An 18924-nucleotide genomic window follows, 5' to 3' on the forward strand; every position below is an offset into this window, starting at 1 on the left:
CGGATGTTGGATTGGACCAACAGGGATATGCTGCAATGCAATACAGGTTTTTCCCGCGGCAGGCAAAGCTTTTGCGGTTCTCGTCATACTTTTTCGCGAGGCCCGCAGAGGCCTGTTAACCGTAAGCTCGGTTGACGTTTACGTCAAAGTTATATAATCCCGAATCTCAGCTTGAAGAGGTGTCGCAAAAGCATCATCTTCATCGGCGTGAGAGGATCGGGAGGGATTTTCTCAGGCCGCGATCAGGCCAGCCTGTGGCGACCAGAGGGAGAGAGGTCATGGCGGAAGTCAGCGCACAACAGACGGGTATCAGCCCAGGCAAGATCTGGCTGAAATCCTACCCAGCCGGAATAGCCGGCGAAATTGGCCCCCTGCCCTACAAGTCGATCGGCGAATTCTTCGACCATGCCGTGGCCCGCTATTCGAGCCGCCCGGCCTTCACCTGCATGGGCAAGACGCTCACCTTTGCCGATCTCAACGCCCAGTCCGCGCGGATCGGCGCCTGGCTGCAATCACTCGGCCTTGCCAAGGGCGACCGCGTCGCGGTGATGATGCCGAACATTCTGCAGAACCCGGTGATCGTCTACGGCATCCTCAGAGCCGGCTTCACCGTCGTCAACGTCAACCCCCTCTACACGCCGCGCGAGCTGCAGCACCAGTTGGTCGACTCGGGCGCCAAGGCGATCTTCGTTCTGGAGAATTTCGCCCATACCGTGCAGCAGGTGGTCGACAAGACCTCGGTCAAGCACGTCGTCGTCGCGACCATGGGCGACATGCTCGGCCTCAAGGGCGCGATCGTCAACCTGGTGGTCCGCCGCGTCAAGAAGCTCGTTCCGGCCTGGTCGATCCCGGGACACCTTTCATTCAAGGACGTGCTTGCCAAGGGTGGGCGCAGCACGCTGACCAAGCCCAATGTCGCCGCCAGCGACGTCGCCTTCCTGCAATATACCGGCGGGACGACTGGCGTCTCGAAGGGGGCGACGCTCACCCATTCGAACCTTTTGTCGAACATGGCGCAGATGGAAATCTGGTTCCAGACGGCGTTCCGCTCGAGGGCCCGGCCAGACAATCTCGTCTTCATGTGCGCGCTGCCGCTCTACCATATCTTCGCGCTGACGGTGAATTCGCTGATGGGCCTTGCCACCGGCGGCAACAATATCCTGATCCCCAATCCGCGTGACATTCCGGGCTTCGTCAAGGAACTCAGCAAGCACAGGACAAACATCTTCCCGGGCCTCAACACGCTGTTCAACGCGCTGATGAACAATGCGGAGTTCCAGAAGCTCGACTTCTCGTCGCTGATGCTGACCTTCGGCGGCGGCATGGCGATCCAGCGCCCGGTCGCCGAACGCTGGAAGCAGATGACCGGCTGCTCGATCGCCGAAGGCTACGGCCTGTCGGAGACCTCGCCGGTGGCAACGGCCAACATCCTCGACGCGACCGAGTTCACCGGCACGATCGGCATGCCGATCCCGTCCACCGACGTCGAGATCCGCGACGACCAGGGCAATACGCTGGCGATCGGCGAAGTCGGCGAAATCTGCATCCGCGGACCGCAGGTGATGGCCGGCTACTGGCAGCGGCCGGACGAGACGGCCAAGGCGATCTCGCCGGATGGCTTCTTCCGCTCGGGCGACATCGGCTTCATGAACGCCGACGGCCTCGTCAAGATCGTCGACCGCAAGAAGGACATGATCCTGGTCTCCGGCTTCAACGTCTTCCCCAACGAGATCGAGGAAGTGGCGATGACCCATCCCGGCATCCTCGAATGCGCGGCGATCGGCATTCCGGACGAGCATTCCGGCGAAGCGGTGAAGCTCTTCGTGGTCAAGAGGGACGCGGCACTGACGGAAGAAGAGGTCAAGCGCCACTGCGCCGCCAACCTCACCAATTACAAGCGCCCGCGTTTCGTCGAATTCCGCACCGAACTGCCGAAGACCAATGTCGGCAAGATCCTGCGCAAGGACCTGCGCGGGTAAACTACTCCAAAATTCAAACGATTTAAAAAATCCTGAAAACCGCCACTTCGGCGGTTTTCCAGTCTTGATTTGGTCCACTTAAAGCGAATAGCTACGCAGGCGATTGTCCGACACCCCTGTCCGACCAAGGAGCCCCGCGATGAAAGCGCTTGTCGACCAACTCAAAGCAACCGCCGCTGAAACCAACGCAACCGATATCCGCGCGGCCTTCGCCGCAGACGCAGAACGTTTCGCGCGCTTCAGCACCACGCTCGGCGACCTGCTGCTCGACTATTCGAAATGCGCCGTCAACGACAAGGTGCTGGATGGCCTCGAGGCGCTCGCCAAGGCCGCCAAGGTCGAGGAGAAGCGGGACGCCATGTTCCGCGGCGATATCATCAACATCACCGAGGAGCGCGCCGTCCTGCACACGGCGCTACGCAACCGCAGCAACCGACCGATCTTCGTCGACGGCAAGGACGTGATGCCCGACGTCAACGGCGTGCTTGCCGCCATGGGCGCCTTTGCCGACGGTATCCGCTCGGGCGCGCTGAAAGGTGCGACCGGCAAGAAGATCACCGACGTCGTCAACATCGGCATCGGCGGCTCCGACCTCGGCCCGGTCATGGCGACACTGGCGCTCGCGCCGTTCCACGACGGCCCGCGCCTGCACTTCGTTTCCAACATCGATGGCGCCCATATTGCCGATACGCTGAAGCTGGTCGATCCGGAAACCTCGCTCTTCATCATCGCCTCGAAGACCTTCACCACCATCGAGACGATGACCAATGCGGCGACCGCCCGCGCCTTCATCGCCAGCAAGCTCGGCGAGGCTGCCGTCGGCCATCACTTCGCTGCCGTTTCGACCGCGCTCGACAAGGTCGCCGCCTTCGGCATCGACCAGGCCCGCGTCTTCGGCTTCTGGGATTGGGTCGGTGGGCGCTACTCGATCTGGTCGGCGATCGGCCTGCCGCTGATGATCGCGGTCGGCAAGGAGAATTTCGGCCGCTTCCTCGATGGCGGCCATGCCATCGACGAGCATTTCCGCACCGCCCCGATCCGTGAGAACATTCCGGTCCTGCTCGGCCTCCTCGGCTTCTACCACCGCAATGTGCTCGGCTATCCCTCGCGCGCGATCCTGCCCTATGACCAGCGCCTGTCGCGTTTTCCCGCCTACCTGCAGCAGCTCGATATGGAATCGAACGGCAAGGCCGTGACGCTCGACAGCACACCGGTCGAGTATTCGACAGGACCGGTCGTTTGGGGCGAGCCCGGCACCAACGGCCAGCATGCCTTCTACCAGCTGATCCACCAGGGCACGGACGTCATTCCGGCCGAGTTCATGATCGCCGCCAACGGTCACGAGAAGAACCTGCGCCACCAGCACGAGCTTTTGATCGCCAATTGCCTGGCCCAGTCGGAAGCGCTGATGAAGGGCCGCACGCTCGCGGAAGCCAAGGCACAGCTGACCGCCAAGGGCATGGCAGACGCCAAGGCCGACAAGATTGCCCCGCACCGCGTCTTCACCGGCAACCGTCCGTCGCTGACGATCGTTTACGACCAGCTCGACCCCTTCGCGCTCGGTCGCCTGATCGCGCTTTACGAGCACCGCGTCTTCGTCGAGGGCGCACTCTTCAACATCAACTCCTTCGACCAGTGGGGCGTCGAACTCGGCAAGGAACTGGCGACCGGACTGCTTCCGGTCGTCGAAGGCAAGGAAAGTGCCGAAGGTCACGATTCGTCCACGGCAGGGTTGGTGGCAGCACTGCTGAAGGCTGCGCATTAGACCAAACGCTGAGCGCGGAGGGTGCAGATCGCGCCTTCCGCGCAGCCTTTCGGCGCACCGGGCCACGGGCCTTGGCAGACGCATAATCAAAGGCAGCATTATTTCTTAGCCGATTCTTATCGCATTTACCTGTAGCTGTACACGCAACGGATAGTGTTGATGCGTATAGCTATCCTTGCGGCCGCACTTTTGGCGATAGGCGCTTCAGGCGCCTATGTCATCTCGAATGATGACAAGACGCCTTTTGCCGCGACCTATGTTTCCCTATTCGAAGAGAGCCCCGATCTCGTTCAGTCCCACGTCGAACGGGCGATGGAGGGATGCCCACTGACGAGCATGCCGTTCCGCCACAGCACGCAACCGGTCAAAACACTGGCGGCGCGGACATTCACGCGATCGATGCTGCTGACGGCAAAGGACACGCCACCGGAAGAGGCCTCTCGCGAAATTATCCCTTGGATCATGGCGAACGCGGAGCAGCTCAATTCGAATGAGCAAGCGAGATATCTCGAACTCATCCGTCAAATGAACAAGATCGACTCTATGCTCTGCATCACGTCTTCGATCCAGAACTCTGCAAAATTCAGGCTCGATACCGCTGCAGCGACCTGGGCAATCCGCTCCTAGGGCGTGCCTCCCTTGCGCCTGAGAGGGCGAGGCCGCCCGTGCTCGTTCAGCCTCGTCACAAACCAACATCACAATTGACGGCCATTATTTATTGTTTTACGATAAAAACACAAGTGAAACGATAAAGGGCTTGTTATGACGAACTCCGCCGAGAGGCTGCGCAAGCTCAGCCGCTTGATGAAACTCATGATCATTTTGTGCGGAGCGTTGTTCTGTTCGGCGGTCGTCTACACCCATTGGCAGATCTTCTTCGACCGGCAAGGCTTCGAGCAGGGCGTTCGCGACATCGTCTTCCCCCGTGTCGAGGTGATCACGCTGTCCTATCGCGCCATCGGGACCGTCGTCTTCCTGGCCGCGCTCAACAACGCGCTTGTCATTGCCGGCCTGGCATTCGCCTGGCAGCTTTTCGACAGCTTCCAGCGTGGAGAAATCCTCTCGAGCCGCAACGGCGTGCTGTTGCGGCGGGTGGGCCTCACCGCCCTTTTCGGTTCGCTGTGCATGACCGTCAGCAATGGGATCGGCATATTGGCCGTAACCTATGACAATCCGGGCGCCACGGGGCATGCGGTGATGTTCGACATCAACGGCGGCACGATGATCGTGCTATTGATGGCGGGCCTGGTCGTCGGACTGGGCCACGTCATGGTCATCGCGTCGGGGATCGAAGCGGAGAACAGGAGCTTCGTCTAACGCATGCCGATCGTCGTCAATCTCGATGTGATGCTGGCGAAACGCAAGGTTCGTTCACGCGATCTTGCCGAGCAGGTGGGGATCACCGAGCAGAACATCTCGCTGTTGAAATCGGGAAAGGTGAAGGGCGTGCGCTTCGACACGCTGGAAAAGATCTGCGCAGCGCTCGACTGCCAGCCGGGCGATATCCTGGAGTACCGCCCGGATCCGGACTGACGATCAAAGACCGATTTCGTGCTTCCACGGCGGGTTGGCACCGGCTCGCGAGACAGTGACGGCTGCCGCCTTGGCGCCGAGCGCCAGCGCATTGCGGACGGCGGTCTCAGTGAGATCTGCAACATCTGCCTTGCTCAGGAGGCCGGCCAGCTTGAGCGATGCCAGTACGCCGGCATCGAACGTGTCACCGGCGCCAACGGTATCGACCACCGTCACCCGCTCACCGGCAACTTCGACCTTGTGACGGGCGGTGTAGCCGACGGCACCATCGGCGCCCTTGGTGATCAGCACCAGCTTCGGGCCGCGTCTCAGCCATTCGGCGGCGAGATCGTCGTGGCTGCCTTCCATGCCGAACCAGGCAAGATCCTCGTCGGAGAACTTGATGATATCCGACATCGCCGCCATGCGGTTCATGCGGGCGAGGTGCGCTTCCCTGTCCTTGATGAAGCCGGGCCGGATGTTCGGGTCGAAGGAAATCACCCGCTTCTCATGCTCGCGCGTCATCAGCGCTTCATAGGTCGAGCCGCAGGGCTCGGGGATCAGGCTGATCGCGCCGAAGTGCAGCGCCTCGCAGAAGTCGCCAAGCGCCGGCAGATGCTCTGACGTGATCATGCGGCCGGCAGTGTTTTCGTCGAAGAAGGCGTAGCTCGCGTGGCCGTTGACCAGCTTGACGAAGGCGAGCGTCGTGTGCAGCGACAGCGTCGCGCAGGGGCCGAAATCGACATTGGCCGCCTTCAGCGTCTCGCGCAGGATATCGCCGAACATGTCGTCGGAGAGGCCGGTGAAGAAGCCGGTCTGGATGCCGAGGCGACCAAGGGCGATCGCCGTGTTGAAGATTGCGCCGCCGGCATAGGGCGCAAAGGCGCTCTCGCCCGCGGTCGTGTCCCGCGGCAGCATGTCGATCAGCGCTTCTCCGCAGCATACGATCATCGGCTTATCCTCCTCAACAGATTTTCAATCGATTTAAAAAGCGTATCTCAAGACGCGGCGAGGCCCCGGCAGACCGGGGCCTCGCCAGATATTACGCCAGCGCGCTGACGCCGCCGTTGCGGCCCGACCAGGCGAGCGGCGCATTGAGGAAGGCCTCGACCTCACTGAGCGTTTTTTCGTCGAACAGCTTCTGCTCGCGGGCGACCGCAAGCACGTTGCGCCAGGTGGCGATCCAGTGCAGGTCGACGCCCTTGCCCTTCATCTCGCCGACCGCTTCCGGGAAGATGTCGTAGTAGAAGAGCGCAATGCCATGGTCGACGACGCCGCCGGCCGCACGAATTGCATCGATGAACTTGAACATCGAACCGCCGGCCGTCGTCAGGTCTTCGATGACGAGGACGCGGGCGCCTTCCGGCATATGGCCCTCGATCTGGGCGTTGCGGCCGTGGCCCTTCGGCGCCTTGCGCACATAGATCATCGGCAGGCCGAGGCGCTCGGCAAGCATCGCGGCGAAGGGAATGCCGGCGGTTTCACCGCCTGCAACCACGTCGAACTTCTCAAAACCGGCTTCGCGCAGGATCGATGCGGCGGCAAAATCCATCACCGCCGAGCGGATGCGCGGATAGGAAATCAGCTTGCGGCAGTCGATATAAACAGGGCTCGCCATGCCAGACGACAGCTTGTAGGGCTTGTCGGCGCTGAAATGCACCGCCTTGATCTCCCAGAGCATCTTGGCGACCAGCTCTGCCATGACGGCTTTGTCGGTGAACGCATTGGAAAACATCAAACTCTCCTTCAATTCTCTGCAGCGCCGCGCGTCTGTTCAGCCGCGCAAAGGTCGCTGTAACATCTTCAACTGCTGCATAATTTTGCCTTTGGATCCATCCGATCCAGGGAATTATGCAGTTGCGATCAAACGACGGCCCAGTGCAGCGGGAACATCGGATCGAAAACAGTGACCGTACCGGCGCCGGTCTCGATCTTCTTCGGATAGGTGACGGCCTCGGCCTGCTTGCGCAGCGTGATCGTTTCCTCGTTCACCGGCAGGCCATACCAGGCGGGGCCGTTCAGCGAGGCGAAGGCTTCGAGCGTGTCGAGCGCGCTTTCCTCCTCGAACACATGCGCCAGGCAGCTCATGGTGTTGATCGAGGTGTAGATGCCGGCGCAGCCGCAGGCGCATTCCTTCAGCGGATCGACGTGTGGTGCGGAGTCCGTGCCGAGGAAGAAGCGCTTGTCGCCGGAGACCGCGGCCGCGCGCAGTGCGAGACGGTGGTTCTCGCGCTTGGCAACCGGCAGGCAGTAGTAATGCGGCTTGATCCCGCCAACGAGAATGGCGTTGCGGTTGATGATCAGGTGATGGGTGGTGATCGAACCTGCAAGGTTCGCTTTCGACGCCTTGATGTAGTCGATGCCGTCCTTGGTGGTGACATGCTCCATCGTCACCTTCAGTTCCGGCAGGCGCTGGCGCAAGGGGTCGAGAACGGTCTCGATGAATACGGCTTCACGGTCGAAGATATCGACATCCGCGCTCGTGACTTCGCCATGCACGCAGAGCGGCAGGCCGATCTTTGCCATACGCTCCAAGACCGGCATCGCCTCGTCGATGTTGCGCACGCCGCTGTGCGAGTTGGTCGTCGCACCTGCTGGGTATAGCTTGACCGCCTTGACGAGGCCGCTGTTGTGGCCGGCCTCGACGTCGTCGGGATTGGTGCCTGCGGTCAGGTAGAGCGTCATCAGCGGCTCGAACCGGTCCCCGGCCGGGATCGCCGAGACGATGCGTTCGCGATAGGCGGAGGCGTCTGCGGTGGTGACGACCGGCGGCACAAGGTTGGGCATGATGATCGCGCGGGCGAAATGGCGGCTGGTATCGGCAATGACGCCCTTCAGCATGTCGCCGTCGCGCAGGTGAAGGTGCCAATCATCCGGGCGGCGGATAACGAGGTCTTGCATGGTCAGCGTTCTCCTAGGTCAGAGCAGGCGCAGACGGAAAACCGCAGCCCCGGGCTCGCGCCCGATCCGCGCGCGCGGCTTTGCGAGCCGGCGGGTGCGCGGGTGGCGGGCGGTTTCTCATGTGGTGGAACCGCGTCTCGATATCACCAATGCGCCCGCAAACACAATCCGCAATCCGGCCATCGCTCAGAAATCCGCAAGCACCAGATCGGCAGCCCGCTGACGCTCCACCACCCGATGCGCGTTCGGGATGTCGTTGCCAAGGGCCTTGCGCTTTGCCGCCTCCTCGTCATAGCCGTGATCGTACCAGCGTTTTAGAAGCCGCCGCTCCAGTTCCTCGACGCCGGGGTTGATGAAGATCGAGAAATCGAAGGCGCCTTCGAGCCCCGTCCAAGGCGCCTCGTCGAGCAGCAGGTAATTGCCCTCCACCAGGATGATGCGGGTTTCGGGCGCGACGATCCGGGCCGAGGCGATCGCGATCTCGCGCGAGCGGTCGAAGACCGGAACCAACACCTCGCCGTCATTGGCACGGACGGCTGCGACCGTCGAAAGAAAAGCCCTGACGTCGAAGGTCTCCGGCGACCCCTTGCGTGGGAGCAGACCTTTTTCCTCGAGAACGGCATTGTCCATGTGGAAACCGTCCATCGGCAGCACCGCCGCCTTTTCGCCGCCGGCAACCAGGGTTTCGGTCACCGCCTCGGCCAGCGTCGACTTGCCGGCACCGGGCGGCCCGGCGATGGCGACGACGAAGCGGGCGGCACCGGCCGCCCGTTTCAGAATTTCGTTGGCGATCGGCTCGACGTTCATGCCGCAAGGGCCTCGCGCGGCGGCTCCTTCGCCCCGGTCATGAAGGCAACCGCATCCGACATCGTGTGCTCCTTCGGATTGATGACGCAGAGACGCTTGCCGAGACGGTGCACGTGGATGCGGTCGGCCACCTCGAACACATGCGGCATGTTGTGCGAGATCAAGACGATCGGCAGGCCGCGGGCGCGCACGTCAAGGATCAGCTCCAGCACGCGCCGGCTCTCCTTGACGCCGAGTGCCGCGGTCGGCTCGTCCATGATCACCACCTTGGAGCCGAAGGCCGCGGCGCGCGCCACGGCAACGCCCTGGCGCTGGCCGCCCGAGAGCGTTTCCACCGCCTGGTTGATGTTCTGGATGGTCATCAGTCCAAGCTCGGAGAGCTTTGCCCGTGCCTTCTGCTCCATCGCCGAGCGATCGAGGGTGCGGAAGAGCTTGCCCATGATGCCGGGTTTACGGATCTCGCGACCGAGGAACATGTTGTCGGCGATCGACAGCGCCGGCGACAGCGCCAGGTTCTGGTAGACCGTCTCGATGCCGGCGGCGCGCGCGTCCATCGGCGACCGGAAGTTGACCGTCTGCCCCTCGAGCTTGATCTCCCCTTCGTCAGGATGGATCGCACCCGAAATCGCCTTGATCATCGAGGATTTTCCGGCGCCGTTGTCACCGATCACGGCGAGAATTTCGCCGGGATAGAGATCGAAATCGGCTTGGTCGAGAGCGGTGACACGGCCGTAACGCTTGACCAGACCGCGGGCGGTGAGAATGGGTTCCTGGGCCATCAGCCTGCTACCTTTCTGATCCATTGGTCGATTGCGACGGCGGTGATGATCAGCACGCCGGTGAGGAAGACCTTCCATTGCGGGTCGGCGCCCAGCATGTTGAGACCCATGGAGACGACACCGACGATCATCGCGCCGATCAGGGTTCCAAGGATCGATCCACGTCCGCCGAAGAGCGAGATGCCGCCGATCACCGCTGCTGTGATGGCCTGGAGGTTGTAGTCGGTGACGGCCGCGGATGGCGAAATCGAGCCGTTGCGGCCGATCGAGACCCAGGCGGCAAGCGCTGCGATCAGCCCGGCGAGCGTATAGGCGCTGAGCAGGACACGGCTGGTACGGATACCGGAGAGCTTGGCCGCTTCCGGATCATCGCCGACGGCATAGAGGTGTCGTCCCCAGGCGGTGTGGTTGAGGGCATACCAGAGGCCGAAGACCAGCACGACCATCATCACCACGCCGAGCGTGAAGACGGCGGAGCCCACCTTGAAGCTGAAACCGAAGACGTGGAGCATCTGGGTGACGGCCGTCACGTCCGCTTCGCGGATCGTCGCATTGGCCGAGTAGATGAAGTTCGTCGACATGATCACGTACCAGGTGCCGAGCGTGACGATGAACGGCGGAAGCTTGACCCTGGAGACGAGGAAGCCGTTGAGGAAGCCGCAGGCACCGCCAACGACGAAGCCGAGGAAGATCGCGATCGGGGCGGGAAGGCCGTAGGTCACGGCGCAATTGCCCATGATGACAGCCGATAGCACCATGATGACGCCGATCGAAAGGTCGATGCCGGCGGTCAGGATCACCAGCGTCTGCGCGGCGCCGAGGATGCCGACGATGGCGATCTGCTGCAGGATCAGGGTCAGCGTGTAGGACGAGAAGAACTTCCCGCCGATGGCAATGCCGAAGATCAGGATCGCCGCAACCAGCACGATGAACGGCACGGCGGCCGGGGTCGAATGCAGGAAATGCTGGATCTTCTGGATCGCGGTCTTGTCATGCGTGTCGAACGACGCGACCTGCGTCGAACTGTTGACCAGGACTTTTTCGAATTCCTGGGATGGCTGTGCGGCTGTGTTGGGCTCGCCCATGGACCTTCCTCCCGTGAACCCCACTCCCAAGGGGTTGCGATGGTGTCGTGCACAGCCCGCCCACCAAGACGCGGGCAATAGCACTCTTACAAAAGCTGCGCGGTTTTCGTCGCCTTGTCAAAGACATCGGCGCTTACGCGAAGGGCGGCCGGGGCCGCCCTTGCGTTGCATTGTCATCGTGACCGCAAGGCCGAGCAATCAGCCCCAGCACTTCTCCGTACCGACCTTGGTGTCGATCGATTCGACGCCGGCGGCCGGCTTGTCGGTGACCAGCGAAACGCCGGTGTCGAAGAAGTCCTTGCCTTCGGTCGGCTTCGGCTTTTCACCGGTGTCGGCGAACTTCTTGATCGCCTCGATGCCGAGGGCCGCCATCATCAGCGGGTACTGCTGCGAGGTCGCGCCGATGACGCCTTCGGCGACCGACTTGACGCCCGGGCAACCGCCGTCGACCGAGACGATGAGCACGTCCTTTTCCTTGCCCACGGCCTTCAGCGCCTGGTAGGCGCCGACGGCGGCCGGCTCGTTGATCGTGTGGATGACGTTGATGTCGGGATCCTTCTGCAGAAGGTTTTCCATGGCCTTGCGGCCGCCTTCCTCGTTGCCGTTGGTGACGTCGTGGCCGACGATGCGCGGATCATCCTCATCGCCGATCTTGTTCGGATCCTTCGTATCGATGCCGAAGCCCATCATGAAGCCCTGGTCGCGCAGAACGTCGACCGTCGGCTGCGACGGCGTCAGGTCGAGGAAGCCGACCTTGGCGGTCTTGGCGCCCTCGCCCATGGTGGCGGCGGCCCACTGGCCGATCAGCTTGCCGGCGAGCAGGTTGTCGGTGGCAAAGGTCGCATCGGCTGCGGTCGCCGGATCGAGCGGGGTGTCGAGCGCGATCACGAGCAGACCGGCTTCCTGCGCCTTCTTCACCTGATCGACGATCGCCTTGGTGTCGGAGGCGGCAATCAGGATGCCCTTTGCGCCATCGGCGATGCAGGATTCGATGGCGGCCACCTGGCTGTCATGGTCGCCGTCGATCTTGCCGGCATAGGCCTTCAGCGTCACGCCGAGTTCCTTGGCCTTGGCGGTGGCGCCCTCCTTCATCTTGACGAAGAAGGGGTTGGTGTCGGTCTTGGTAATCAGGCAGGCGCTGACATCGGCAGCCTGTGCCGGTGCGGCGAAGACGACGCCAAGCGACAGCGCGCCAAAGGCGGCGGAAAGAACAGTCTTCCTCATGAAATCCTCCCAAGGATTGAAAATCGTGCCGGCGGACCGGCCCAGGCCACGCCAGCGCAGCATTCTCCTCCGCTGCAATTGGCGCTTCCGAGATAAAAACAAACACTAAAATTCCGGGGTGTCAATAAATAAATCAAATTGAATTATTATTTCGATGTGGCATTCTTGGGATCAAGGCGCACCACCGGAGGATTGGCGCGCCGATCAAATTGACAGAGCCGCGACAAGTGGAAACAAGAGACCTGCGCCAAGCGGGCAGCAGAACGGGATGGGGAATGCCCCATGCGGTTTCCGCCTGCATCCTGCGCACATGATCCAATGCCAACGGGAGGAGACGGTGGCATGTCACTGACAGACGGCCCCGACCGGGGACCGACGCAACCTGAAGTCATCGACCCGAGCGGCGGTGCCAACCAGACGCGTGTGCGCGCCTATAACGAGCGGCTGGTCATGTCGCTTGTCCGGCGCCACGGCGGCCTCTCCAAGGCCGACATTGCCCGGCGCTCCGGCCTATCGGCGCAGACCGTTTCGGTGATCATGCGGGCGCTCGAAAGCGACGGCCTTCTGGTCAAGGGCGATCCCGTCAGAGGCAAGGTCGGGCAGCCCTCGACGCCGATGCGGCTCAATCCGGACGCGGTCTATTCCTTCGGCGTCAAGATCGGCCGACGCAGCGCCGATCTGGTGCTGATGGATTTCGTCGGCACCATCCGTCTGCATCTGCACCATGTGCACCCCTATCCGCTGCCCGGCGACCTCGTCGATTTCATCATTTCGGGCATGGCAAAGCTCGAGCAGCAGCTTGGCCCCGATCAGCGCAAGCGCATTGCCGGCATCGGCATCGCCACGCCCTTCGAGCTCTGGAACTGGGCGGAGGAAGTGGGCGCGCCGCGCGAAGAGATGAACAAGTGGCGCGACGTCGACCTGCAGGCGGCGGTCGCGGCCCGCACCACCTATCCGGTTTTCCTGCAGAACGACGGCACCAGCGCCTGCGGCGCAGAACTCGCCTTCGGCGTCGGCGCCAGCTATCCGGATTTCGTCTATTTCTACATCGGCTCGTTCATCGGCGGCGGCGTCGTGCTGAACTCCGCGCTCTTTTCCGGACGCACCGGCACGGCCGGCGCCGTCGGCCCGCTGCCGGTCTCGGGCAAGGACGGCAAGACCATCCAGTTGCTCAAGATCGCCTCGGTCTTCGTGCTCGAGAACCTCCTGCGCGAGCGCGGCATCGATCCGCGACCGCTTTGGTATTCGGCCGACGACTGGATCGATTTCGGCGAGCCGCTCGATATCTGGATCGAGGATTGCGGCGCAGCCCTTGCCCAGGCGGTGGTGTCAGCCGTCTCGATCGTCGACTTCTCCGCCGTCGTCATCGACGGCGGCTTCCCGCCCTGGGTGCGGGCGCGGCTGCTTTCCGCCACCCGCAAGGCGCTCTACGACCTCGACCTTCAGGGCGTGACCATTCCCGAACTGGTGGAAGGCATGGTCGGCAGCCACGCGCGCGCCATCGGCGGCGCGAGCCTGCCGCTCTTTTCCCGCTACCTGCTCGACACCAATGTCCTCTTCAAGGAGCTCGGCTGATGCTGAAAGGCCTAAACCCGATCCTCAGTCCGGAACTGCTCGCAACGCTGCGGGCGATGGGCCACGGCGACGAGATCGCGCTGGTGGATGGCAACTATCCCGGCCAGGAACATGCGCGCCGGCTCGTGCGGCTCGACGGGCATGGGCTGATCCCGGTGCTCGACGCCATCTTGAGCGTCTTGCCGATCGACGATTTCGTGGCCGACGCGATCTTCCGGGCAACGGTCAAACAGGACAAGGACGCGCTCGATCCCGTCCACCAGGAGATCGTCGCGTGCTGCGGCAGGCACGAGCCGAACCGCCACGTCGTTCCCCTGCTCGGCGCCGATTTCTATCCGCGCGTTCGAGCCGCCCATACGGTCGTGCAGACCAGCGAGCCTCGACTTTACGGCAACGTCATCCTGCGCAAGGGCGTGATCTATCCCTAGAGCATGTCGCGCAAAGTCGCGCAGCGGTTTTGCGCGACATGCGAAAATCAAAGACCGAACGCGCCGAGAACGCGATGAGGAGAAGTGTGCGCTGTTTTCCGCACGCATCCCACTCCGACCCTGTTCAAACGCAAAAAGCCCGCCGATGGACGGCGGGCTTTTGTTATTGCGGTGAGACCAAGCCTCAGGCGCCGCGCTTGTCGACCGACAGCGCGCCGGGGCCGAAAGCACCGAGCACCAGGAAGCCGCCGGCGATCGCAACGTTCTTCATCATCATCAGGCCGTTGAAGACGGTGAGCAGGCCATTGGCTTCCGGCGGGAAGTTCGGAACATTGATCGCGCCGCTGTGGAAGGCAAAGGCGGTGACCAGGCTGAAGGCGGCGAGCAGATAGGCAGCAATCTTCGTCTGGAAGCCGACGAGGACGGCGAGACCGGCAACAAGCTCGAAGAGACCTGCGAGATAGGCAAGCACGGTCGGAGCCGGCCAGCCGGCGCCGGTGATCATCTGGGCGGTGCCCGAGGGATCCATCAGCTTGCTGAAACCGGACATGATGAACATGATAGAAAGCAGGATGCGTCCGACGAGGACGGCAACATTCTGAGGCATGGAAGGCTCCTGTGAGAAACGGTTGTTGACAACAGAAGTATCAGCATTCTCAAAATCATCTAGCCGCTCCGCAAGCGACAGATCGTTCACAAAAATGAAACGGCTACGACCCATCGTCAACCTTCTACCGACCGGTTCTCGACGCAGAACTGCAAGGCAATGCGGGACCACAACGACGGCGCGCCGTTCTTTTCTGTTGCAAGGACGCAGCGGCTGGGCAAAGAATTTCGGCGCGGCTGGGGAACGCCGCGCGGGGGCATGACATGAACGAAATCAACCGGAGCCCGACATTCTGGCGCTCGTTTCCGATTTTTGAAGAATTCGACAAGAGCACGATCGCCGAGCTTGCGGATATCGCAACCTACCGGAAGTGGCCGGCCGGCACCGTGATCTTCCAGCGCGGCGACGAAGGCAATTACATGATTGTCGTCATCTCCGGGCGCATCAAGCTGTCGCTGATCACGCCGCAGGGACGCGAGCTCATGCTGCGCCAGCACGAAGCCGGCGCGATCTTCGGCGAGATGGCAGTGCTCGACGGCCAGACCCGTTCGGCCGATGCGACGACCATGACCGCGTCCGAAGGCTATGTGATCGGCAAGAAGGCCTTTCTCGAAATCGTCACCAATCGCCCCGAAGCGGCCGAAGCGGTCATCCGCTTTCTCTGTGCCCAGCTTCGCGACACGACCGAGCGGCTGGAAACCATCGCGCTTTACGACCTCAACGCCCGGGTGGCGCGCTTCTTCCTCGCGACGCTCCGGCAGATCCACGGCAACGAATTGCCGGAAAGCGCCAATCTAAGGCTGACCATGAGCCAAACGGATATCGCCGGCGTGCTCGGCGCCAGCCGGCCAAAGGTGAACCGCGCCATCCAATGGCTGGAGGAAAGCGGCGCGATCAAGCGCAACGAAGGCATCATCGCCTGCAAGGTTGGCCGCCTGCAGAGCATTGCTGACCCCGAGGAGGGCTAGACCGTATGGTCGCTGAGCAGCGCCGGCGTTTGCGTTTCACGCCGCTTGCCGGCGGTTGCCTCACGAGCCTGCTTGCGGCCATCGCGCTCTATCTCTACGCCGGACCTCTGTTCGAAACCCAGCGCGAGCTGTTCTTCGACAGCCTGACGCAATGGGTTCCGGCACCCCAGTCCCCCGACATCGTCGTCGTCGACATCGACCGGCAGGCCCACCAGTCGCGCCCCTCGGGCGAGTGGGACCGGGCAGCGACCGCGGAGCTTCTGTCGCAGCTCGCGACCGCGGGCGCAAAGGTGATTGCGGTCGACTTCGTCTTCAGCGCCGATTGTAACCCCACCGCCGACGGCAACCCGGCGCTTGCCGCAGCCCTTTCGAAGACCGCCGTCGTGCTTGGTTTCCTCGTTGCCGATACGGTGCAGGAGCGGCCGCGTCCCGTGCCGCCGCTGGCGCTCAGCCGTCCCTTCACCGCACCCGAACTGTGGTTTCTCGACGGGGCGGAAACCTCGTGCCCGGCCTTCATGGATCAGGCAAGTGCGGCGGCGGCCTCGTTTCTCGTCGGCGACGAGGATGCGCGCATACGCCGGGTTCAGGCCTATGCCATCCTCGGCAACGACGCCTATCCGACGCTGGCGATCGAAGCGACCCGGCAGATGCGGGGCGGTGGCACGCCTATCCTCGGCGGCCAGCCGGCCTGGGTGCGCATCGACGGGCAAACAATCTTGCTCGACGACACCGGAAGCCTGCGTTTCGTCGCAAGCCCGCAGGAACGGCTGAGCGAACGCACGGTTTCGGCGGCCGACGTCCTGTCCGGCAAGGCTTCGGCGGAACGCTTCGCCGGCAAGCTCGTGCTGATCGGCAGCAGCCTGCCAAGCCTCGGGGGCCTCAGGCCGAGCGCGTCGATGCCGCTCGAACCCTCGGTGCAGATCCACGCCGACATCGCCAATGCGATCCTGACCGGCTTCCTGCCGCAGCGCGACGGCCGACTGCCGCTGGCGGAAGCCGTGGCTGCACTTGTCGCCGGCCTCGGCGTCGCCTTTGCCGCCACCCGCCTGCGCCCGCTGACATCGGCGGCGCTCGGCCTTGGCGCTGTCGCGACCGCAGTCGCTGCTGCCGCCGTCATCTACGATGGCAGCGGCTGGCTCATCGATGCCGTCAGCATTTCGATCGCGCTTATTGCCGTCCTTGCGGTGACCAGCGTGCTGCAATTTGCCGAGGTTCGGCGCGCGGAAGCGACGGCCAGGCAGAAGTTTTCGCAATATCTGCCGCAGTCGGTGGTCGCCCGCTATATCGACAATCCCGGACTTGCCCGCATGGCTGGCGAGGAGCGTCAGGTGACGGCGCTCTTTACCGACATCGAGAGCTTTTCCACCCTGTCGCAGAGACTGAAGCCGCGCGAACTCATCGCCCTGCTCGACATCTATTTCGCCGAAGTCAACGCGCTGGTGGCCGACCATGGCGGCATGGTCGACAAGGTGGTGGGCGATGCGGTGCACGCGTTCTTCAACGCCCCGGAGGACCTGGCCGATCATGTCGACAGGGCGATCGATTGCGCCAAGGCGATCAACGCGCTGACGGAAGAGATGCGCAGGCGTCCGCAGTTCGCCGCCAACGGTTTCGGCCGGACGCGGATCGGCATCGAGACCGGGCCGGCCGTCGTCGGCGAGGTCGGCGCCGGCGGCAAGCTCGACTACACCGCCCACGGCGACGCGATCAATCTGGCAGCGCGCCTGCAGGAGGCAAACAAGTTTCTCGGCACGGCGATCTGTGTCGGGCCTGCTGCCGCTCAGGAAAGCAAACGGCCGCTTCGCCCGCTCGGCAGCCACGAGATCCGCGGGTTCTCGACGATGGAACTGTTCACGGTCGCCGACTGACGCGGCGCGCCGGATAATCTCGGTCCGGCGTCAGCTCAGCGCGTCAGGCCGACGCTGGCATAGGCTTCCTTGATGCGCGCCTCGCCCCAGTTGACGGGCTCGCTCGGGGCGTCGCCGCGGTGATGAAACTCCACCCCCTGCCCGGCAGCGACGATCTTGGTGACGCCGCCGCGCGCGACCGAAACGCTTCCATGTTCGACGAAGACGGCAAAGACGGCCCGGCTCGGGCCACAGAAGAACTTGGTGCCGCGCACGCCTATCATGCCGAAGGCGGTGCGCACGGCGACGTCGACCTTCGGCAGCCCCTCGGGCCGGTCGAAGACCATGCGACCCGTTCCAAGCTCGAGCGTGCCGCCCTGCCCGGCAATGAAACTGTCAACGAGCAGTTCGGTTTCGGCGCCCAGAAGCACGCGCGTATCCGTGCCGAGGTTCAAGGTTGCAAAACTTTCGGCGTTCGTGTGCACGCGGTCATTCTCGAAAAGCTGGCCGCCGACGGCGAGCGGCTTGTCCTTTTTCGCCTGTCTTAGCCGAACATCGCCACGGACCTCCGTCGCCTCGCCAAGGGCTGAGTCTGCCCAGGCGGGCGCAGCACCGCGGCCGACTGCCGTCAGCAACAGGCCGCCGACGACGACGCGCCGGCTCACCAGCAACTTGCGCATCGACGCTGCCAGATCATCCATTTGCATCTCTCCCGTTTCGTGCGCTGCCGCCATCCGAGGATAGCCCCGGCGCTCCCGGATGCAAGCGGGCGCGAGGCCGGGCCCGCGGCAGTCCCTCGCCACTTCGCCAGAGCTTTCCTTGCCGGGCTGTTCCCGCCGGAACAGCCGTCTCCAACGAACAGCGATAAGTTCACGGTCAAGAGAAGGGAGAGCTTCATGGAAAATCGCAGCGCATCCGGCACCCGCATCATCAACGCCGTATTCCTGGCCGTCGTCAGCCTGCTGGCGGTTGCTGCGATCGCACTTCCTTCAGCCCGCGCCGCCGAGCTTTCTGCAGCCGATGTCTGCGACCGCGAGGCAGGCAGCATTTTCGACCTGCAGCGCAATATGGCCTTCCCGGCCGTTGCCACCGAGGACATCAAGATCGGCGTGGCGCTGTCGGCCTGCCGCGAGGCCTATAACCAGAAGAGTGGCGCCCGCACCGAGTTTCAGCTGGCCCGCGTACTCGACAAGGCCGGCCAGAAGATCCAGTCGCAGCGTATCCTCGGCGAAGCCGCCGAGCATGGCCATGCGCTCGCCATGACCAACTATGCCGTCCTTGTCGGCGAAGGCGGTGATATCGCCACCGAATTCGCGCTGAACCAGAAGGCGGCCGCCGCCGGCAACGTTCTTGCTGCCTACAATCTCGGCGTTTCCTATCGCGACGGCATGGGAACCTCGGTCAACGGCGAACTGGCGATCGCATGGTTCGAACGGGCATCGCTCGC

18 protein-coding genes and 1 pseudogene are annotated in these 18924 nt (G+C 63.1%); 10 read left to right on the forward strand and 9 right to left on the reverse strand.

The features are described 5' to 3' along the window. Nucleotides 1-278: 278 nt before the first annotated feature. The 5 genes from ACIQUG_RS18385 (at nucleotide 279) to ACIQUG_RS18405 (ending at nucleotide 5277) form a co-directional block, all read left to right on the forward strand. On the forward strand, nucleotides 279-1979 hold the full coding sequence (locus tag ACIQUG_RS18385; RefSeq protein ID WP_402323430.1) for a long-chain fatty acid--CoA ligase: 1701 nt from the start codon (nucleotides 279-281) through the stop codon (nucleotides 1977-1979). Between the two features lie 139 nt (nucleotides 1980-2118). Next, nucleotides 2119-3744 (forward strand): glucose-6-phosphate isomerase, encoded by a 1626-nt coding sequence (pgi, locus tag ACIQUG_RS18390; protein WP_402323431.1) that lies wholly within the window; start codon nucleotides 2119-2121, stop codon nucleotides 3742-3744. 153 nt (nucleotides 3745-3897) lie between these two features. Then, entirely contained in the window at nucleotides 3898-4371 is a 474-nt protein-coding gene (locus ACIQUG_RS18395; RefSeq protein ID WP_402323432.1) for a hypothetical protein, read from the forward strand. A gap of 135 nt (nucleotides 4372-4506) precedes the next feature. Next, a complete protein-coding gene (locus ACIQUG_RS18400) occupies nucleotides 4507-5061 on the forward strand; it encodes a DUF2975 domain-containing protein (RefSeq protein WP_402323433.1) in 555 nt (184 codons plus the stop codon). Nucleotides 5062-5064: 3 nt separating this feature from the next. After that, nucleotides 5065-5277: a helix-turn-helix transcriptional regulator gene (locus ACIQUG_RS18405; RefSeq protein ID WP_034797229.1), complete on the forward strand. Its 213-nt coding sequence runs from the start codon at nucleotides 5065-5067 to the stop codon at nucleotides 5275-5277. Nucleotides 5278-5280: 3 nt separating this feature from the next. Here the strand turns inward: ACIQUG_RS18405 and ACIQUG_RS18410 are convergent, their stop codons facing one another. The 7 genes from ACIQUG_RS18410 to ACIQUG_RS18440 form a co-directional block, all read right to left on the reverse strand. Further along, on the reverse strand, nucleotides 5281-6207 hold the full coding sequence (locus tag ACIQUG_RS18410; protein WP_402323434.1) for a carbohydrate kinase: 927 nt from the start codon (nucleotides 6205-6207) through the stop codon (nucleotides 5281-5283). A 91-nt stretch (nucleotides 6208-6298) separates the two neighbouring features. Then, nucleotides 6299-6991 (reverse strand): orotate phosphoribosyltransferase, encoded by a 693-nt coding sequence (locus ACIQUG_RS18415; protein WP_402323435.1) that lies wholly within the window; start codon nucleotides 6989-6991, stop codon nucleotides 6299-6301. 128 nt (nucleotides 6992-7119) lie between these two features. Next, on the reverse strand, nucleotides 7120-8157 hold the full coding sequence (pyrC, locus tag ACIQUG_RS18420) for a dihydroorotase (RefSeq protein ID WP_402323436.1): 1038 nt from the start codon (nucleotides 8155-8157) through the stop codon (nucleotides 7120-7122). 186 nt (nucleotides 8158-8343) lie between these two features. Further along, complete coding sequence (locus tag ACIQUG_RS18425; protein WP_402323437.1) at nucleotides 8344-8964, reverse strand: nucleoside triphosphate hydrolase; 621 nt, start codon at nucleotides 8962-8964, stop codon at nucleotides 8344-8346. Beyond that, the gene (locus ACIQUG_RS18430; RefSeq protein ID WP_043618874.1) at nucleotides 8961-9743 is read right to left on the reverse strand and encodes an ATP-binding cassette domain-containing protein; all 783 of its coding nucleotides are present in this window, start codon (nucleotides 9741-9743) and stop codon (nucleotides 8961-8963) included. The genes ACIQUG_RS18425 and ACIQUG_RS18430 overlap by 4 nt, the downstream gene beginning before the upstream one ends. After that, complete coding sequence (locus ACIQUG_RS18435; RefSeq protein WP_402323438.1) at nucleotides 9743-10828, reverse strand: ABC transporter permease; 1086 nt, start codon at nucleotides 10826-10828, stop codon at nucleotides 9743-9745. Before ACIQUG_RS18435 ends, ACIQUG_RS18430 begins: the two co-directional genes overlap by 1 nt. 198 nt (nucleotides 10829-11026) lie before the next feature. After that, nucleotides 11027-12052, reverse strand: coding sequence for a sugar ABC transporter substrate-binding protein (locus ACIQUG_RS18440; protein ID WP_402323439.1), 1026 nt, complete (start codon nucleotides 12050-12052; stop codon nucleotides 11027-11029). A 342-nt stretch (nucleotides 12053-12394) separates the two neighbouring features. Between ACIQUG_RS18440 and ACIQUG_RS18445 the strand changes: the two genes are divergently transcribed. Beyond that, complete coding sequence (locus tag ACIQUG_RS18445) at nucleotides 12395-13627, forward strand: ROK family transcriptional regulator (protein ID WP_402323440.1); 1233 nt, start codon at nucleotides 12395-12397, stop codon at nucleotides 13625-13627. Then, entirely contained in the window at nucleotides 13627-14055 is a 429-nt protein-coding gene (locus ACIQUG_RS18450) for an RbsD/FucU family protein (RefSeq protein WP_402323441.1), read from the forward strand. Before ACIQUG_RS18445 ends, ACIQUG_RS18450 begins: the two co-directional genes overlap by 1 nt. 184 nt (nucleotides 14056-14239) lie before the next feature. Here ACIQUG_RS18450 and ACIQUG_RS18455 read toward each other — a convergent pair whose 3' ends face one another. Further along, complete coding sequence (locus ACIQUG_RS18455) at nucleotides 14240-14662, reverse strand: DoxX family protein (protein WP_043618888.1); 423 nt, start codon at nucleotides 14660-14662, stop codon at nucleotides 14240-14242. A 263-nt stretch (nucleotides 14663-14925) separates the two neighbouring features. On the opposite strand from ACIQUG_RS18455, the gene ACIQUG_RS18460 reads away from it, so the two are divergent. Beyond that, on the forward strand, nucleotides 14926-15630 hold the full coding sequence (locus tag ACIQUG_RS18460) for a Crp/Fnr family transcriptional regulator (protein WP_402323442.1): 705 nt from the start codon (nucleotides 14926-14928) through the stop codon (nucleotides 15628-15630). A 5-nt stretch (nucleotides 15631-15635) separates the two neighbouring features. Then, nucleotides 15636-17498 (forward strand): CHASE2 domain-containing protein, encoded by a 1863-nt coding sequence (locus tag ACIQUG_RS18465; RefSeq protein WP_402323443.1) that lies wholly within the window; start codon nucleotides 15636-15638, stop codon nucleotides 17496-17498. Nucleotides 17499-17533: 35 nt separating this feature from the next. Here the strand turns inward: ACIQUG_RS18465 and ACIQUG_RS18470 are convergent, their stop codons facing one another. Then, nucleotides 17534-18157, reverse strand: coding sequence for a FecR domain-containing protein (locus ACIQUG_RS18470; protein WP_402323746.1), 624 nt, complete (start codon nucleotides 18155-18157; stop codon nucleotides 17534-17536). 216 nt (nucleotides 18158-18373) lie between these two features. On the opposite strand from ACIQUG_RS18470, the pseudogene ACIQUG_RS18475 reads away from it, so the two are divergent. Beyond that, a pseudogene (locus ACIQUG_RS18475) lies at nucleotides 18374-18919 on the forward strand (sel1 repeat family protein); the annotation flags it as partial. Between the last annotated feature and the right edge of the window lie 5 nt (nucleotides 18920-18924).

Origin of the sequence: Ensifer sp. NPDC090286 (assembly GCF_044769565.1) — a bacterium.
Classification (GTDB): domain Bacteria; phylum Pseudomonadota; class Alphaproteobacteria; order Rhizobiales; family Rhizobiaceae; genus Ensifer.

Bases quoted from the DNA above. Each gene is read 5' to 3' on its own strand.
- ACIQUG_RS18385 (WP_402323430.1), top strand. From the start codon at position 279: ATGGCGGAAGTCAGCGCACAACAGACGGGTATCAGCCCAGGCAAGATC.
- pgi (WP_402323431.1), top strand. From the start codon at position 2,119: ATGAAAGCGCTTGTCGACCAACTCAAAGCAACCGCCGCTGAAACCAAC.
- ACIQUG_RS18400 (WP_402323433.1), top strand. From the start codon at position 4,507: ATGACGAACTCCGCCGAGAGGCTGCGCAAGCTCAGCCGCTTGATGAAA.
- ACIQUG_RS18405 (WP_034797229.1), top strand. From the start codon at position 5,065: ATGCCGATCGTCGTCAATCTCGATGTGATGCTGGCGAAACGCAAGGTT.
- ACIQUG_RS18410 (WP_402323434.1), bottom strand. From the start codon at position 6,207: ATGATCGTATGCTGCGGAGAAGCGCTGATCGACATGCTGCCGCGGGAC.
- ACIQUG_RS18415 (WP_402323435.1), bottom strand. From the start codon at position 6,991: ATGTTTTCCAATGCGTTCACCGACAAAGCCGTCATGGCAGAGCTGGTC.
- pyrC (WP_402323436.1), bottom strand. From the start codon at position 8,157: ATGCAAGACCTCGTTATCCGCCGCCCGGATGATTGGCACCTTCACCTG.
- ACIQUG_RS18425 (WP_402323437.1), bottom strand. From the start codon at position 8,964: ATGAACGTCGAGCCGATCGCCAACGAAATTCTGAAACGGGCGGCCGGT.
- ACIQUG_RS18430 (WP_043618874.1), bottom strand. From the start codon at position 9,743: ATGGCCCAGGAACCCATTCTCACCGCCCGCGGTCTGGTCAAGCGTTAC.
- ACIQUG_RS18435 (WP_402323438.1), bottom strand. From the start codon at position 10,828: ATGGGCGAGCCCAACACAGCCGCACAGCCATCCCAGGAATTCGAAAAA.
- ACIQUG_RS18440 (WP_402323439.1), bottom strand. From the start codon at position 12,052: ATGAGGAAGACTGTTCTTTCCGCCGCCTTTGGCGCGCTGTCGCTTGGC.
- ACIQUG_RS18445 (WP_402323440.1), top strand. From the start codon at position 12,395: ATGTCACTGACAGACGGCCCCGACCGGGGACCGACGCAACCTGAAGTC.
- ACIQUG_RS18450 (WP_402323441.1), top strand. From the start codon at position 13,627: ATGCTGAAAGGCCTAAACCCGATCCTCAGTCCGGAACTGCTCGCAACG.
- ACIQUG_RS18455 (WP_043618888.1), bottom strand. From the start codon at position 14,662: ATGCCTCAGAATGTTGCCGTCCTCGTCGGACGCATCCTGCTTTCTATC.
- ACIQUG_RS18460 (WP_402323442.1), top strand. From the start codon at position 14,926: ATGAACGAAATCAACCGGAGCCCGACATTCTGGCGCTCGTTTCCGATT.
- ACIQUG_RS18465 (WP_402323443.1), top strand. From the start codon at position 15,636: ATGGTCGCTGAGCAGCGCCGGCGTTTGCGTTTCACGCCGCTTGCCGGC.
- ACIQUG_RS18470 (WP_402323746.1), bottom strand. From the start codon at position 18,157: ATGCGCAAGTTGCTGGTGAGCCGGCGCGTCGTCGTCGGCGGCCTGTTG.